Source organism: Pseudomonas sp. OV226 (assembly GCF_003148705.1).
In the GTDB taxonomy this organism is placed as follows: Bacteria; Pseudomonadota; Gammaproteobacteria; order Pseudomonadales; family Pseudomonadaceae; genus Aquipseudomonas.
The window spans coordinates 19,358-37,650 of sequence record NZ_QGGS01000038.1; the positions used below are offsets into that span (position 1 = coordinate 19,358).

Annotated in this window: 7 protein-coding genes; all 7 read left to right on the top strand. The window is 52.7% G+C overall.

Translation table 11 applies throughout. The annotated features are described in order from the left end of the window. Positions 1–309: 309 nt before the first annotated feature. The gene (locus C7534_RS31475; RefSeq protein ID WP_109788191.1) at positions 310–981 is read left to right on the top strand and encodes a hypothetical protein; all 672 of its coding nucleotides are present in this window, start codon (positions 310–312) and stop codon (positions 979–981) included. A 381-nt stretch (positions 982–1,362) separates the two neighbouring features. Next, on the top strand, positions 1,363–5,124 hold the full coding sequence (locus C7534_RS31480; protein WP_109788192.1) for a PAS domain-containing hybrid sensor histidine kinase/response regulator: 3,762 nt from the start codon (positions 1,363–1,365) through the stop codon (positions 5,122–5,124). A 224-nt stretch (positions 5,125–5,348) separates the two neighbouring features. Continuing rightward, positions 5,349–6,479, top strand: a complete 1,131-nt coding sequence (locus tag C7534_RS31485; protein WP_256594856.1) for an HD-GYP domain-containing protein — start codon at positions 5,349–5,351, stop codon at positions 6,477–6,479. Positions 6,480–6,648: 169 nt separating this feature from the next. Continuing rightward, positions 6,649–7,644, top strand: a complete 996-nt coding sequence (locus C7534_RS31490; protein WP_158283950.1) for an AraC family transcriptional regulator — start codon at positions 6,649–6,651, stop codon at positions 7,642–7,644. Between the two features lie 736 nt (positions 7,645–8,380). Further along, on the top strand, positions 8,381–9,199 hold the full coding sequence (locus tag C7534_RS31495; RefSeq protein ID WP_109788194.1) for a SapC family protein: 819 nt from the start codon (positions 8,381–8,383) through the stop codon (positions 9,197–9,199). Between the two features lie 336 nt (positions 9,200–9,535). Further along, positions 9,536–10,069 (top strand): hypothetical protein, encoded by a 534-nt coding sequence (locus tag C7534_RS31500; protein ID WP_109788195.1) that lies wholly within the window; start codon positions 9,536–9,538, stop codon positions 10,067–10,069. A gap of 278 nt (positions 10,070–10,347) precedes the next feature. After that, the coding region (locus C7534_RS31505; RefSeq protein WP_109788196.1) for an autotransporter-associated beta strand repeat-containing protein at positions 10,348–18,293 on the top strand (7,946 nt) is incomplete at its 3' end.

Consider the following 18,293-nt stretch of genomic DNA (forward strand, 5'->3'; position numbering starts at 1 on the left):
TTACTGATTACGTTATTGGAGCAGCGATGTGCCGCCGCCACAATGGACGAGCTATTGCGTCATGAAGCTGCTGCCATTTTCACCTCGTGGGCGGCTTTTGCTGTTCCTTCATTCCTCCAATGTGAAAGTCTTTTGCTGACCGGAACGGGACGTTACACGCATTCCCAGGCCTGACAATGGCATCTGCGATAAAGACACTCTCAGTCTGACGCCCCGCAGCGACAACCCTAAAGCCGGGAGGGTTTATGCATGGAAGGGGCGGCAGCTCGGATTACTGTTAAATGGAAAATTGGTTTGAAGGTGTGATCGATGTTTTATGATTTTATAGCGCAGACTGATAACACGGTCGCTGCGGTTGGTGCGCTGGTTAGTACTCTGGTGGGAGTCATAGTTCTAACTCTGAGCAGTTTCTTTAAAGTTTATTCGCTGTATGACCGCCATTGGTCACGCAGGCATCACAAAATTTTACGAGAGCTACGCGCAGTCGATACCTCCCAAAGCCCCTTTACTCGTTACCTAGATGAAGCTATCTATCTTGAAAGCTATCGTATCGCCAGCGGGGTTCGTGCGAATCGCATCAAGGCTGATTTTCTACTTCGGTTAGCTTTGATAGGCCATAGGAATCACAGGCAAATTCGGCAAATTGCTCGGTTCGTAGTTGTTTCGCCTGAATCGCCAAAGCCAATGCTTCGGTTCACTGCAGGGGACATCGCAAGTGCACTCGCCTCACTATTTATCGGAATGATAATTATGGCCATAGGCTGCATGCTTGGGTTCGCTGTAGCGGTGAAGGGATCAACGCTTGGTGCTTACTGCGCAGGCGGCGGGCTAGTTTTCGTGTTCTTCATTGATGCAGCATTGGTCATGTCCAATTACAACAGCTATAACGTCGCTCGCAGGTTCAACGTGTATATGAACGATCATCCAGAAATTTTCGACGATGGTGAGCATGTATCCTCGCAGGAGCGCCCGATCGAATAAGGCATACGAGATCGTGAAGAGGAGGGGGCGTAGCATAGTTTGCGCTATGTCAGTTGTTGTGACTGATCGCTGATTCGTTAATCCGCTTATGTGATTTCATGGTCGAACCTAGCCCTTGATGAGGGGCGGCTTTAGGTCTCTGCCGGCCACGGATACGAAGCGTGCTGGTCACATCCGGAGTAGATGGCTGGCCAGGTGGAATGCAAACAAATGGCAAGCCGTTGCAATACCCACAGTGGCCATGAATTTCATAAGTTTTCATCGTATTTCATCGTTTTGAGCAGCCCATAAAACGGTTTTTCACAGCGTCGGCAATCGTACCGCGGTTTACTGGCTCATGCATGCTCCAACACCGGTTGGGGCTTTTTAGCTGGAGGTGGCATGAGTCTGACGCGAGTAAGCAAACTAATTTCCGCAGGCTTTGGATTAGCATTGGCCGTCTGCCTGACTACCTCCGCCCTGGATAGTTATTATAGTGCTCAAGTTACGCAAGCCACCGAACAGCGGCACCAGACTATCGTCGGCATTGCGCAACTAGGCGCGTTAAACCGTGAGTTAACTCAGTTAGCCCGCCTCTATGCCAATACAGACGATGAGCAGTTCCGCCGCCTTTACTATCAAAAAACACGTAATGGCCACGCCTTCCACGACATTGCCATGGCTATTCGTGCCTCGGGACTCAATGAGGCGGAAGAGCGAATGTTGCTGGCCGTTGAGGCCATGGATCTCAAACAATCGAGCATGGAGCTCGACAGCCTGACTCAACGTAGCCCCGTGGGGGCCAGTTCACTTCTGGCGACTACCACTTACATTAATACTGAATGGAATTTTGCTGACGCCCTCAATCAACTGAATATTTCCATTACTAAACGTATGGACGATAAGTTTTCGGCAGCATTGCGGGACGCTCAACTGGCGAGAACCCTCAGCGTTTTGACCCAATTAATTACCATTGGAGCGAGTTTTTGGGTTTTTTTCGTCATTCTGCGCCGGCGATTGATCATTCCCTTGCAACTGCTTTCCGAGCGGATGCGAAAATTACACGCGGGAGAACCTCTGCAGCATTCCGAGCGTCTCACAGGATTGGCAGAAGTTGTATCGTTGGCGGAGGCATTCGATTCATATGCCAAGGTCCACGCCGATTTATTGCACCAGCATTGGGCCAGAGTCCACCTCGGCGAACTGATGCAGGCGTTACAGTTGTCTAGCTGTCCAGAAGTGTTTTCTGCGACGTTAAAGCAGCGCTTGAGCGAGAGCTTGGGTTGCAAAGTTGACCTGCTGCTGGATTCCGCTCCATTGGTGCCAGGTGCTGGCCAAGTGCACTTCAGCTTGCCGCTACAGCAGGAGGGGCAACAATTGGCGACCTTGGAGCTCGCTTTTGCTAATCGACCGAACCCTGCCCAAATAAAACTCATTGATAGCCTACCTGACCGATTGGCCACGATGCTCAACTCGGTGCTGCAGCGCCTGCACAATCAACAGCTATTACAAAAAGCATGCATCCAAGCAGAGCAATTGGAAGCTCAGGCGTTGATTCTCCAGCAAAGACAGGAGGCACTGGAAGTCACCGAAAGCTGGTACCGCGGCATTGTTGAGTTCGCGCCTAAGGCGCTTCTGGTCTTTGACGACCAAAATGTCATCTTGGCCAATCAGGAGAGTGAGTCTGCGTTCGGTTATGCGCCGGGTGCTCTGTTGGGTAAACACTATCGAGACCTAGTGCCAGACAGTCAGCGCGAACTGATTGAAGTTGCGTTGGAAAGAATGTGGCTGCGTAACGTCCTTGACACGGTCGAGACTGTCGGCCGACGTGCTGATGGCAGTGAGTTTCCCGCTGAAATACGGATGTGTCTGTTGCCGGCGCGACAAGGGCAAGGCCGTCTGTGTGTTGCTATACGCGATCTGACGCAAAGTCAGGCGGATGAATCCCGGTTAAGGGAAATCCACGAGCAGCAGGAGGCTATTGTGACTGCCGCACCCTATGGCATTGCCATGGTGCGAGGCATGTTGATTGTGCAGGCCAACTCGCGGATGGACGAGCTGTTTGGTTATCAATCAGGAGAACAGCTGCAGCGCTCCCCGCTGATCTGGATGGGACATGTGATGTCGGCAGATATGCTGTCGGTATTTCAAACTGCAGCTCGCGAGACGCTCGACCGCGGTGAGATTTTTCAGCAGCAAATGCAGCTTTGTCGCAAGGACGGCAGTATTTTCTGGGCCAGTGTCAGTGCGCGTGCAGTCGCGCCAGGTTATCTGTCTGCGCGTGGATCGATCTGGATCATCGAAGATGTCACCGCCCAATACGTGGCAGCTGACGAGATGCGCAAGGCCAGGCAGCTAGCTGAAGACAGTGCCCGAATCAAAACCGAATTTCTGGCCAACATGAGCCACGAAATTCGCACTCCGATGAACGCCATTATCGGCATGACTTTTCTGACGTTGAGAACGGAGTTGAACGCACGACAGCGGGACTATTTGAACAAGGTGCAAAGCTCCAGTCGGCATCTGCTCGGCGTACTTGACGATATTCTCGACTTTTCCAAAATTGATGCAGGCAAGCTTGAGCTGGAAGTTCGTGACTTCAGCTTAACGCAAATGCTGGAGGACGTACTCGATCAGGTACGCCCCGCAGTCGCTGCGAAACGATTGGATTTACAACTCAGCGTTGATCCGGATGTGCCAGAACGGCTAAGTGGCGATTCACTTCGTTTGCGACAAATACTGCTCAATTTTCTGACCAACGCGGTGAAATTTACTGGACAAGGACAGGTTCGAGTCGAAGTTGGCGTGCGCCAGTCAGGTGCTCATGACGCGTTGATGCACTTCAGTGTGACCGATACTGGCATCGGTCTCGCTCCCGAGCAGATAAAGCGGCTGTTTCACAGTTTTCAGCAAGCAGACACCTCGACGACGCGACGCTTTGGTGGAACCGGTCTGGGCTTGGCAATTGCCAAGCAACTGGCTGAAATGATGGGAGGCCGAGTGGGTGTCCAAAGTGTGATGGGGGAGGGAAGTCACTTCTGGTTCGAAGTGCGCTTAGCTCTGGCCAAAAGCGCGGATATCATTTTTCTTTCTTCCATGCCGGCACGCAATGAATGGCAGGTGGCAGATGGAACACGCATTTTGCTGGTGGAAGACAACGATCTGAATCAGCAAGTGGCTGTCGAGTTGCTGCAGGTCGTAAATTGTCACGTGGACGTCGCGGCTAACGGTCGCGAGGCACTGAGTTTACTGGCAAAAGGGCAATATGACCTGGTGTTCATGGACATGCAGATGCCGGTTCTTGATGGATTGGCCGCCACGCGACAGCTTCGTCAGCAACCCGGCATGAGCAGGTTGCCCGTGATCGCGATGACCGCCAATGCCAGGCAGTGTGATCGTGACGCGTGTATCGCCGCCGGTATGAATGATTTTATCAGTAAGCCATTCGAGCCGCAGACACTATATGCCGTATTGCAGCGTTGGCTGGCGGACACATCGCTCCAGTCAATTCCTGGAGCATCACCACAGCCCGCTTTGACGAACTCGTCCTCTGAAGAGAAGGGCTTGCTGAGCCTGGACGGCGTCGACGTGGCCGCTGGATTACGGCGTGTGCTCGGTAAGCAGGATTTGTATGTAGAAATGCTAAATCGCTACATGAGAGATCAAAGTTCCACGCTCGAAGAGATAAACATTGCTTTGACCAAGGGAGAGTTCGATAGGGCAGAACAATTGGCTCATAGCTGCAAGGGCGTATCGGCCACCATTGGTGCTGACCGAGTTGCTCAAGCCGCTGATGCGTTAGAGGAAGCATTACGATCTCAACTCCCTCGAGAGGAATTGCAAAGCTATTGGCAGCGGCTTAGCGAACCCTTGAATAGTTTGTTGGAGCAGCTACATAAACAGTTGAGCCCCGAAATCGAAGTGGACCCGATAGCTGGGGACCTCGATGAGATTCGAGCGGTTTGCCGCCACCTCGACTCCCTGTTGGAAGGTTTTGACGTGCAAGCAGTCTTCTATTTTTCCCAACACGCAGGCCTGCTCAAAGGGGCATTGGGCAGTCACTTTCAGCAACTGAATACAGCTGTTCAATGCTTCGAGTTTGAGCAGGCGCGTTCTTGCTTGAACGCGGCATTGTTGGTCAATGAAACGCAGGCCAGGGGGTAAATGAGAGGGGTGGCAAGTCACTTATGAAGCGCAACTGCAGGAATTCATAAGTTTTCATAGCTTTTCAGGACTTTCCGGGGCAGGGCACACGCCAATTCAGAGCAGTTTTTTCGCTCGAGTGCGTTACTGGGTTTCAACAGATGGCCTAAGCCGAGCGCTATCAACCTTCGACGCAAACGCTCTGTATGCAGTTGAACGCGCGAAAATTCTGTGAGGAGATCTAGGTGAACTGCTTAATCCCCAAACCCACCGTGCTGGTGGTCGATGATGAGCCCTTCAATCTGAAACTGGTGAGTTGGTTGCTCCGTGACCATTGTCATGTGCAAGTCGCTGCCAGTGGTGCACAAGCCTTACAAGCTATCGAGCGCTCAGTCCCGGATCTGATTTTGCTGGATGTGCTGATGCCGGGAATGGATGGCCATGAGGTGTGCCGCCGCGTCAAACAGGATCCAAAAACTCGCGAAGTACCGATTCTGTTTCTGAGCTCGAGAAGTCTTGATCACGACGCCTGCTTGGGGTTGGATCTGGGAGCGTCGGACTTCCTCAGTAAGCCAGTTAATCCGCCGGTACTTTTGGCGAGAGTAAAGGCTCAGTTGCGTTTGAAGGCGGCCGCTGACGGATTGCGGTTGCAGAATACATCGCTTGATCAGGAAGTGGTGGCGAGCAGGCGCGAACTCCAAACCATTCATGATGTGACGATCCTGTCGCTAATGTCATTGGCAATGACCCGGGACAATGAGACCGGTAATCATCTGCGCCGAACTCAGCATTATGTGCGGGTGTTGGCAGAGCAATTACGTGATCACCCCCGTTTCAGCAGTGAGCTAAGTGAAAAGAACATTGAATTGATGTTCAAGTCAGCGCCCTTGCACGACATAGGCAAGGTCGGCATTGCCGATCACATATTACTTAAACCGGGGCGTTTCGAGCCTGCTGAATTCGAAATCATGAAAACCCATACATTGCTGGGCTATCAAAGCTTGGTGCAGGCTGAAGAAATTTTGGGCACTCAAATACCCTTTTTACGCTTCGCCAAGGAGATCGCTTTATCCCATCACGAAAAGTGGGATGGCAGTGGTTACCCCCATGGGTTGGTTGGTGAGGAGATCCCCGTAAGTGCTCGGTTGATGGCCGTTGCAGACGTCTACGATGCGGTTATTAATCGAAGAATCTACAAGGCATCAATGCCCCATGAGACTGCTGCGCAGATCATCTGTGAGGGGGCCGGCAAACACTTTGATCCTGATGTGGTAAGCGCCTTCAAGGTTTTAGAAGCGAGGTTTGTTCAAATCGCTGCGCGCTATGCCGATTCGGCGTCCACGTTTGTAGACGATACGAGTGATCCTTCGGTTTAGGCGAATTACGCCTCTCTCCGCAAACTCATTCGTTAGATCACTAGGTTTATTCGCCAGACACAGCGGTCGTTTTATGTGTTTGCCGTGCGGATAACGCAAAGCAACTTTTGAAGATACTCCCATGCCCACAGATACGTTTCTTGCTAGTTTCGGAGTGATTGGATTACGCATGATCGAAGCCTATGGTGTCAGCGGCCCCCGGTTCGCAAGACGCTTGGGTGTCCCCGTAAGAGCGCTAGAAAATCTCAATGTGCGCTTGCCTGGCAGCGTCATTGATACGGGCTTCAGGAACGCCATGGCATTGATTGCGGATCCGGCGTTTGCTCTTCGCGCTGCGGAGTGTTGGCACCCATCTCATTTGAAAACCCTGGGTTATGCGTGGCTTGTCAGTGGTTCGCTGTATACGGCGTTGAGCCGCCTGGAGCGTTTTATATGCATCCCGGCGGGGCGCACTTTATTAAAGTGCACTGAGACCGAAGCAGGGCTTTATGTCACCTACGACACCGGTCGTGGCGACACGGCGCTTGGGCATGCCATGGCCGATTTTGGCCTTTCGCTGATCATCTCCATGTGCCGAACAAACGTTGGCGGATCTGTGCATTTGCAATCGGTAAGTCTGCGGCGTCCGGCTCCCGCAAACCCGGATCCCTATGAGCGTTTTTTCAAGTGTAAGGTCACCTTTGGCGCGGAGCGCGACGGGTTTGTCTTGCCTTGGAAAATAGTCAATCGTCCCCTGCCAACCGCGAATGCCGAATTTGCGCAGATTTTCGATGACATTCTCGTAAGCGAATTGGCCCAACTGACGGGGGCTGACCTGGTGCACCGATGCAGACGCTTTCTGATGGATAGTCTTTCTTCAGGTGAGCCGGCTGAAGAGCGGTTAGCCGAAGCCCTGTCGATGAGTCGTCGGACATTACAGCGCAAGCTTGCGGAGAACGGACTGAGCTACCGCGTTATTTTGGACAAAATTCGCCATGACCTCGCGCGTCGGCACTTGGGTTCCGATGAAAAATCATTAACCGATATTGCATTTATGCTCGGGTTTTCCGAACAAAGCGCTTTTGCGCGTGCCTTTAAGCGGTGGCAGGGGGTTTCACCCTCGGAATATCGAAGTCAGGGTGGGGCGTTCTATTACGGAAAACCTGAAAATCTGAGCGCGCTGTGATAGTTACGTTGACAGTTAATTGAGATGACTTCTTGCGCATTTAATTAGCATCAAGAACGTTATGTTGCTTGCTGCGATCGGCAAAAACTAATGCCCAATCGAAGAGCAGTGTCAGTAGGGCTCGTTTCAGTAAGTTTCATCTCGATATAGGCATTGTGAGTGCGTGCGGCAGTGCGATAACAATGACTGGCCTATAGGTGTTGCCGTATTTCAGCTGCTGGGATGCGAACAAATGTCGGCGGAGTGCTTTAGGATCGTGGGTTGCCCTATATTCTAAGGAAGGCGTGAGTGAACTGAAGCCGGTGGGATGATTTTTTACGTTGTCTGATGATGGTTCGTGATGAGGCATAAGGACAACCTCACGTCGATCTGGCGCATTCGGTCTTGCGATTGGCGCAAACGATCCTGAAAGGTGCTCTTAAACCTGAGAGTATTGTAAGAAATATCTTGTGTGTATCTGCCGATGCTGAGACGTCTGTTGGTGCAACAAGCTAGAAAAAAGGCCTTGGGAGTGGTTTTAGTTAAATTTTTCAATCGCCGGTGAACCGCGGATCGCAACATTAGCGTGAGTGGCGCGGCCTGATTGAGAAGTGATTGTATTGGTTGCAACTGGCTGGTATCTGGACAGGTTTGCTCTTGTTGGCTTGAATGGAATGTGTGGCTTGTTATGAGTTTGTGAGCCTGTTTAATGTTGCCATTATTTTATATTTATTGATTTATTGTCTATGGTGTTTTTATGTCTAATTTGATGCTGCTGTATAAAAATGTTCAAGTGCTGTCCCGTGAGACCCATAAAGGCCTGCGTCTTAAGGAGGTTAATGATTGCTCCTTTGCCGCTAATACGCATTGGATGCCTGTGGCTGGGGCTGAGTTTTATGCGGCGGCTCGCAATTACCCTGTCGTGTTTGTGAGCGAGCTCGTGGGCGATGCTGAACAGATCACGCCGATCATTCTTGTTGGTCTGGAAGCTGGTCGTAACGATTTTGTGGATAGTGCAAAGCAGTGGGCGCCAGGGGTGTATGTGCCTGCCTTTGTTCGCCGTTATCCATTTGTGCTGGGCAGTAATCCTGGAGTGGAAGGTGGGTTCACCGTCCTGTTTGATGAGGCGTTTTCTGGTCTTAACAATCTTGACGGCCGTCCGCTGTTCAACGAGGACGGCACTAATGCTGTCTTGCTGGATGAAGTCCTAGGCTTCATGAACGGTTTTAATGAAGAGATGGAGCGCACCCGGATGTTGGTGGCGCAGTTGCAGGCGCTGAACCTTTTGGAAAAGCGCTCTGCCCAAATTCGAGCGGCTGATGGTGCCGCCTTCGAAGTGCAGGACTTTTTGGTCATCAATGAAGAGAAACTCTCTGCGCTGACGGGCGAACAATTGGCCGATATGAATCAGCGTGGCTTCTTGGGGCTCATTTTTGCCCATCTGATGTCGCTGGCTAACCTCCCGCAACTGCTGGATCGGCATCGTGCCAACAAGGCCACCGAAGAGGTCGAGGCGGTCAAGTCGATTGACGGAAAATCCGGTAAATCAAAAGCCAGCGCTGATAAGTCGGCCTGAGTCATCCATTAATTTCCGGTCATAACGCCATGGTTTGCTTGAAAGCTTGTTGCCTAAGTTTGTGCGGAGCGTCTGAAGCCGACGTGGATGGTGCGTGGCCAAATTTCTTACCGACGTATTCGGTGAATGTTGGCGGTAACAATGGGGCGACAGCGTTGCTTATGGCTTATGGCTTCTGGTTGGCCGAGGCGGTGGATGAGCTGCGGTGAGAGATGAAGCAACTGGCCAATAAGCTGAGCCTCTACGTGTAACGTAGAGGCTGGCGGGGCAGCCTGTTCGTCATCGCTGCGCGAGTAATAAAAATAGGTGTGCAAAAATCTAGTGGAGAAACATGTCATGAAGTGGAATAAAGGTTTGTTGGTTAAAGTGTCTCTTTGCATCGCTCTATTGAACCTGGCAGGTTGCGATCAAATGGGGCTGAACCAACAAAAAATAGCCTATGTAAATCTGGCGAAAACACTGGAAACGTCTGCTGTGGGTAAACAGGAGCAAGAGTGGAACCAGAAAGTCAAAGATGTGCTGGTTAAAGCAGATAAAGATGCGCAGGCAAACTACACAAACATGCCTGCAGATCAACAACAGAAAGCTCGTCAAGGTGATGCGGAGACTTTAAACCGCCAGTGGGATATTGAGCGCAGCAGCGCACGAGTGCAAAGCGTGAAGGCCATCGCAGCAGTGGTCGAAAGCTATCGTACCAGCCATAAGCTCGATATCGTGATCGACAGCAGCCAAATTGTTGCATCCAACCCGACATCAGACATCAGTCAGGACATCATCGGCCTGCTTGCCAATACCACAGTGGATTACGGAAAATTACCGGAAGTTGTAGTCAACAAAGAAATGGGTAAACCAAAAGCGGAACCAAAATAAGCCCGCTTCACACACTGCCGCCCGTGAGTTAAATCACAATGGAGGCAATGTAAATATATCTAATTGAAGCATACGAAAGGCTTTGTTCAATAATCAAACTTTTTGCTGAATGGCAGGATCAGGGTTACGTATCATCCTGGCAGCGCAGGCGGTTCCATGGCAAGGCAAGTTCTGATTCACTTGCAACAAAGCCCTTATCTATCTTGGCTTCGTCATTTTATGCAACTTTTTAGTTGTGTAAAAAAATCCACATGCGCGCTCAATAAGTGAATTAAATTATGAATACTGTTTATCTCATTATATGGAGCGCGGCAAAGCAGTGCTGGGTGGCCGTCTCTGAGTTGGCCAAAGGGCGCAGCAAAAGCTCCCGAAGCAAAGCGGGCCCAAGTGCCGTTGTTCTGGCGTTGTTTGCCATGTCCGGAACAGTGAATGCATCAACGGTTTCGTGGTCCCCGACCGGACAAGTCCCCGGGGGGGCGGGTAACTGGGATGTGACCAGCAGTGAGTGGTACAACGGTACGGTTACTTTGCCGTGGAACAACCTTGCAGGGGATACTGCTCAGTTTACTGGAGCGGCGGGCACCATCACGGCTGTTAATCCGATCACCGTTCAGGATCTGTTATTCACCGTCGATGGTTACATTATTAACGGCGGCACCCTGACGACCAGTTCAGGCACTATGGGGATCAGCGTCGGCAGCGGTAACACGGCTACGGTTAATTCTATTATTGCTGGCAGTGGACGTGTTGACGTCAATGGCAGCGGTACTCTTGTGCTGGGCGGTGTTAACACCTACGGCGGCGGCACCACCATCACCAATAACAGCACCCTGAAAGTATCGTCAAATAACAATTTAGGGTTGGCAACTGGTTCACTCACCCTCGGTAATTTGACGACTCAAGGCACTCTGGCTATTACCGGTGGGCCTTTCATTAGCACACGTAATGTCGCACTTGCCCAGGGCGGCGGTACTATAAATGTGGCATCGGGTGCAACGGCGACCATCGGCGGAGTGATGAGTGGCGTTGGCGCGCTCACCCTCACTGGTGCAGGCGCGTTGATCTTGACGGGCACGAATACCAGCACCGGTACCACGACTATCTCATCAGGCACCCTGCAAATTGGTAGCGGTGGGACGACAGGAACCCTAGGCAGTAGTGCTCTGACCAACAATGGCACCCTGGCTTTCAACCGCAGCAATAGCTACACCTATGCGGGTGCGATTAACGGTACTGGTCAATTGGTACAAAACGGTCTAGGCACCACGATACTGACGGGTGCAAATACCTACACTGGTGGCTCCACCATTAATGCAGGCACGCTGCAAATCGGTGCTGGCGGCGCGACCGGGTCAATCACGGGGGATATCACCAACAATGGTGTACTCAGCTTCAGCCACAATAATGCTTACGCCCAAGCGGGCATAATTTCCGGCAGTGGTTCGGCGCTGCAAAATGGTGGTACCACAACCCTGTCCGGTATCAATACCTACACTGGCGAAACGCAGATCCGCGCGGGTGTGTTGCAAGTATCCAGCGATAGCAATCTCGGGGCGTCGTCAAGCAAGATACATTTCATCGGAAGCGCTAATTTAATTTCATTAGCGACGTTTGCTTCGTCGCGTAATATTCTTATTGACAGTGGTGTTAACGCCTATGCCGGGAATGTAAATGCCGCCGACACGTTGACCCTGAATGGGGTAATTTCTGGTGCTGGCGCATTCGGCGTTGCCGGCGGATATGTAAACCTGACAGGCACTAACACCTACAGTGGTGGTACAAATATTAATTCCGGTTACCTGTCGATTTCGAACGATGCCAATCTCGGCGCGGCTTCGGGCGATATAAGATTTGTCAATGGCGGTGTGCTGCGTGCGTTATCAAGCATGAGCACATCCCGCAATATCACACTTGGCAAGCCCGGCATAATCGAAACCTTTAACGGTGCGGTGCTTAACCTGAATGGCACGATCTCTGGTGCTAGCATCCTTTCACTGAACAGCGTTGGCACCCCTGGTGGTACCATATACCTCAATGGAACCAACACCTATACTAATACTACCTATCTGCAAGGTGGTGTCCGGGCGGTGGTCTCCAGTGGGGATAATCTGGGTGCAGGCAAAGATGTAAACCTAAACAACGGTACCCTGATGACGACCGGGACGTTCGAGATCAACAGGATTGGGCTAAGCACCGGTGGCGCCTTTGTTGATGTGGCTCCGACCACAACACTGACCGTCACGGGTGACATCTACGGCAGCAACTCCGCATTACACAAAACCAATACCGGTACGTTGGTGCTAGCGGGAACTAATTCCTCAACCAGTGGGAATTTTATTGATGCCGGGACACTGCAAGTGGGTAACGGGGGCACCTCTGGTTCTCTTGGGACCGGGAATGTCGTTAACAGCGCGGCGCTGGTATTCAACCGTTCGGATGCCTATGGCTATGCTGGTGCCATATCAGGCAGCGGTACCGTTACCCAAAACGGCACGGGAACAACAACACTCAGTGGCAACAATACTTACACTGGCGCGACACGCGTAGCTGCGGGCTCATTATACGTCAACGGCAACCAGACCAACGCGACAGGGCAGACCACGGTCGAGTCCGGCGCGACGCTGGGTGGCTCGGGCACCATTGGTGGCAACGTAACGATTGCCGACGGCGGCATCCTGGCACCGGGAGCCTCTGATGCCGCCGCGGGCACCCTCACTGTTCGCGGTAACTTACTGCTGTCTAGTGGCTCGATTCTGAATTACAACCTCGGGCAGTCCGATGTTGTCGGGGGGCAATACAACGACCAAGTCGTGGTTGGAGGCACGCTGACGCTGGACGGTACGCTGAACGTTAAAGCCACAGATGGTGGTGTGTTTGGTGCGGGTGTTTATCGCCTGATTAGCTATACAGGAACGTTAACCGATAAAGGCCTGAACCTCGGCACCATGCCTGCTGACTCGAACACTGAATTGCAGACGTCGGTCAAAGGCCAGATCAACCTGATCAACAGCCTGGCAAATATGCGTTTCTGGGATGTCGCCCAGAACAATAGCGCAGTCAATGGCGGTACCGGTGTCTGGAACAGCGGTACAGGGGCTAACAGTAACTGGAGTAATGCCTCTGGCACCATTAATGGCGATTATACCCCTGGTTTCGCGGTGTTCCAGGGCACCGCTGGTGCCGTCACTGTAGACAATAGCCTGGGTAATTTGACCTCGACAGGGATGCAATTTGTCACCAGCGGTTACACCGTTAACGGTGGTGCGATTAATCTGGTCGAAACCACTTCAGGCTCAGGCCAAACCACGATGCGAGTGGGTGATGGTACCACTGCAGGAAGCAATTATATTGCTACTGTCGGTTCGGTGTTACAGGGCAGTTCTGCGGTAACTAAAACGGATCGCGGAACGCTTATCCTCACCGGAGAGAATACTTATACGGGCGGCACAACAGTCAGTTCAGGTGCCCTTCAGTTGGGTGTTGGTGGGGCTTCTGGCTCAATTGTCGGGGATGTGCTCAACAACGGTACTCTCGTGTTTAATCGCAGTGATACAGCGACCGTTGACGGGAAAATTTCCGGTGGCGGGTTGGTCTGGCAGATAGGGACAGGTACCACGATTCTGACCGGTGCCAATACCTATAGCGGCACCACGAGTATTACTGCCGGCACCTTGCAGGTCGGGAATGGCGGTACCACAGGCACGCTGGGTAGCGGTATGGTATCGGTAGCCACGCCTGGCATGTTGGCATTCAACCGTAGCGACACCATGACTTATGGCGGGGCGATTTCAGGCACCGGTTCAGTGTCACAAATCGGCACGGGTACTACGGTGTTTACGGGGAACCATACTTACAGTGGTGGCACCACCATCAACGCCGGTGCGCTACAGCTTGGCGATGCTACCGCGAACGGCGGTGGTACGATTGCTGGTGATGTCACCAACAATGGTAGGCTCATCTTTAACCGTAATGCGACATATACCTATGCGGGTGTTATCTCGGGTAGTGGCGTTGTAGAGCGTCGCTCCGGCGTACTGACTCTTACAGGGGCCAATACTTATACCGGCGGCACCCTCCTTGCTGGTGGGGAAACGCGTGTTTCGTCAGACAGCAACTTTGGTGATGCGTCAGGGACGCTGACGTTCAACGGCGGTAACCTGCGAACCGCAGCCACCATTGCGCGTGACATTATGATCGCTTCTGGAGATAGCCTCGCCTCTACTTCAGGCACAATAATTAGTTCTAACGGCACGATAAATAGCCACATCACCGGTGGAGGGATACTCAGGTTCATTTCGGGCGGATCAACCTTCGTCAACGGCACCAATAATACTTACAGCGGTGGAACGCTGATCACTGATGGTGCCACTGTTGTGATCAGTTCAGCCAACGCTCTCGGTACGGGCAAAATCACCGGGCAGGCGACTGACATCGCTTATGGTGGCGGGGGCAATCTGCGCACCACCGCCACCATGACGCTGACAAATGACATTGATTTTGGCATGACTTCGTTTTACGGAAATGCTAATCAGAATTCTATTAACTTTACTACGGATGCTGGTACGACGTTAACTCTGACGGGGGCCATCAATAACGTCGGCGGTTTCCGCCCATCGAAAGGTTTCGCTAAAGAAGGTGCCGGTACCATGGTGCTGGCGAATACCGTTTATGGAAATGGGGACGGTTACGCGGTGCGGGTACGTGAAGGCACGCTGGTTGTGGGTGGTGGCGGGACGAGCGGGACCATTGGTGCGGCTCCGTCACAGATTTCTGCCGGTGCCAAACTGGCATTTGATCGCAGCGACACCTCTGTGTATAGCGGTTCGATTACCGGCGACGGCGCGATGGAACAGAAAGGGAGTGGTACTCTGGTTCTGACCAACAATGCGGCTCATACCGGTGGCACTACTATCTCCGCAGGGACATTGCAGATTGGCAATGGCGGCGCTGCGGGTGGAATAACCGGGGACATCCTTAACAATAGTAATCTCACCTTCAAACGTAGTGACGTTTACACCTATGCAGGAGCGATAACCGGCAGCGGTACTATTCGCCAAAGCGGTACTGGCACCACGGTTCTTACGGGTTATAGTACCAATGCGGGCGACACCACGATTGATTCCGGCACGTTGCAGCTCGGCGATGGCGGGAAGACCGGCTCGATTACCGGCAATATTCTTAACAACGGCACGCTGGCCTTTAACCGTAGCGATACGGTGACCTTGGATAATGCTATTTCTGGTACCGGTGGCCTGCTGCTAAAGGGTTCGGGCGATATCATCCTGACGACGAACAACAGCTACACAGGCGCAACGACGGTTTCAACGGGTAGATTGATTGTCAATGGCGATCAGTCGGCAGCCACCGGAGCGACAACTGTCGCGGCCAATGCGGCGGTAGGTGGTACCGGCACTCTCGGCGGCAATCTTACCATCGCCAATGACGGGATCCTTGCGGCTGGTAACACCGATGGTACGGGTGGCACGTTGACGGTGAAGGGGAATCTTGCCCTCAATGGCACGTCAATCCTGAGTTATACCTTCGGTTCGCTCAATGGCGTGTCGCAAAACAGCCTGACCAACGTTGGCGGTAACTTGACGCTCGACGGTCGCCTGGATGTCACTGTCCCAACAGGTGGTACTTTTGACCCAGGTATCTATCGCATCTTTAACTATAAAGGTGCCCTGATCAATAACGGCCTGGCGCTGGGTAACTTGCCGGCTTCTACCACAGTGGCGCTGCAAACTGGTGTCCTTGGGCAAATCAACCTGATCAACACCACCGGTATCCTCACCGCCGTTTGGGATGGCAGCAATGTAACCGGATACAACAACGGGGCGGCGGATGGCGGCAACGGTGTCTGGAACCGAAACCTGACGAACCAATCCTGGGGTGATGCCACCAGCTCCATCAACTCAACTTATACTCCGACGTCGTTCGTTATTTTCCAGGGAACGCCTGCAGCAGTGACGGTCGACAACAGTTTCGGCCCGATCTCCACCAGCGGGTTACAGTTTGGGGTGAGTGGGTACTCACTTGTTGGTGGGACGATAGACCTCCTTGAGACTGCTTCCGGTACGAACAGCACAATTATTCGTGTTGGTGACGGCAGTGATATCGGTGCCAGTTATGTGGCGACGATTGGCTCCGTTCTGCGAAGCAGTACCAAACTCACCAAGACCGATAAGGGTAAGTTGGTGCTGACGGGTAGCAATACCTACAGCGGCGGAACGGCGATTAATGACGGGACGCTGAGTGTATCGAGCGACAGTAACCTAGGAGCTTCTACAGGCGCGTTGAGTCTGGACGGTGGTTCTCTGGAAAGCACCGGCACCTTCACGACAGCCCGCGCAACCACGCTGACGATCAAGGGTGGCACGTTTGATATCGACGCCGGACAGACACTTACTATCAGCGGTGTGGTCGACGGTGCAGGCAAACTTACCAAAACCGATGCTGGCAAGCTGGTTCTGAGTGGTACAAATACTTATACCGGCGGCACATATATCAACGGCGGTACTGTGAGTGTGGCCAGTGATAGCGGCCTGGGTGCGGCGAACGGTGCGCTCAAGATCAATGGCGGGACACTCGAAACTACCGGCACCATGGTGTCGGCTCGTGCGACCACGCTCAATTCAGGTGGTGCAACGTTTGATATCGATAATGCGATCACTATGACGATGAACGGCGTCATTGATGGCAGCGGTGCGCTGACCAAAATCGATAATGGCACCCTGGTGTTGGCGGGGACTAACACTTACAGCGGCGGCACCAACTTAAACTCAGGCAAAATCCAGATATCCAGCGATGCCACCCTTGGTGCGACCTCGGGGGCATTAATCTTCAATGGTGGCTCCCTGGAAACCACCGCATCAATGACATCTGCACGTGCAGCAACGATCAACGCGGTTGGGGCAACGTTTGATGTGGATAGTGGCACTACGCTTACCATGACCGGCAATATTGCAGGCACAGGTGCACTGACCAAAGCGGATGCAGGCACATTATTGCTGACCACTGCCAATACTTACACTGGCGGCACTACTATTTCTGGTGGTTCGCTGAAACTGACTAACACCGATGGCGCGGGTTCCGGTGCAATCAATATCCACGCCGCGACGGGGCTTGAACTGTCGTTCGCATCTGCCAGTGTCTTCGATAACCAACTGGCGGGTGCTGGAACCACTACGGTGAGCGGGGCGCAGGCCACCGTCACGGCGGATAACTCCGCTTACACCGGTAACTGGAGTGTCACTGATCTCGGGACGCTGGCTGTCGCTGACTCGGCGACCAGCAGTAGCACTAACCTGGGGACAGGGGCGGTGGACATTGCTGCTGGTGGCATCTTGAATACCCAAACCACGGGTGCGTTCAGCTTCGACAACGTCCTGACCGGAGCGGGTACGTTGAATGCGTCCAACAATGGACAGGCGTTCAACTTTGGAAGCGGAGTGGGTGCTAACTTTGGCGGAATGGTCAATCTGTCGAACAACACCTTTAATCTTGGTGGTGATAACACCAGCGCGTTGACTAACGCCACGCTGAATATGGGCGCGGGCAACGTCACGACTGTAGATGCGGGTAACCAGGCTGTTGGCAACCTGACCTTCAATGGCGGCACCATGAAGTTTTCTAATCTGCCGACCGGAACAGTGACGACCAAAACCCTGAACTTAACCGCGGGCAATGTTGAACTTGATCAGCAAAACGCAGGTGCTTCCGGCAACTTGCTGGTGCAGGATGAAGGGACGACTCAACAGCTGATTTCTGCCACCTCGGTAAATGGTTCTGAGGGCAATCTGGTATTGAAAGATCTGGCGGGCAATGATCTGACATCAGGCACATCAAATATCGTGCAGGGTGGCAATACCGTGGCGGTTGGCACCTATTCATATGGTCTGGCAACCCGTGCTGCGGGTAGCAGCGCTGTGGATGGTTTATACGCCACCTACCGTTTGAGCCTGCTGGCATTGCAGTCCGGGCAAACACTGAGGCTTGCGCAAAATAGCGGCGCAAATGGCACGTCTGCCGATATGTCCGCCAAATTAACCGGTAGCGGTAACCTGGCGATTGAAGCGGGTAACGACCTGGTGTCGCTGTCTAATGACACCAACGACTACACCGGCGAAACCAGTGTTAATACCGGGACGTTGCAGGCGGGTAGTGACAATGCACTCGGCCAGACCAGCAAGTTAAACCTCGCGGATACCACCACCTTTGATCT

Excerpts from the sequence above, each read along its gene's own strand:
- C7534_RS31480 (WP_109788192.1), top strand. The coding sequence starts at position 1,363 with ATGAGTCTGACGCGAGTAAGCAAACTAATTTCCGCAGGCTTTGGATTA.
- C7534_RS31495 (WP_109788194.1), top strand. The coding sequence starts at position 8,381 with ATGTCTAATTTGATGCTGCTGTATAAAAATGTTCAAGTGCTGTCCCGT.
- C7534_RS31500 (WP_109788195.1), top strand. The coding sequence starts at position 9,536 with ATGAAGTGGAATAAAGGTTTGTTGGTTAAAGTGTCTCTTTGCATCGCT.
- C7534_RS31490 (WP_158283950.1), top strand. The coding sequence starts at position 6,649 with ATGATCGAAGCCTATGGTGTCAGCGGCCCCCGGTTCGCAAGACGCTTG.
- C7534_RS31475 (WP_109788191.1), top strand. The coding sequence starts at position 310 with ATGTTTTATGATTTTATAGCGCAGACTGATAACACGGTCGCTGCGGTT.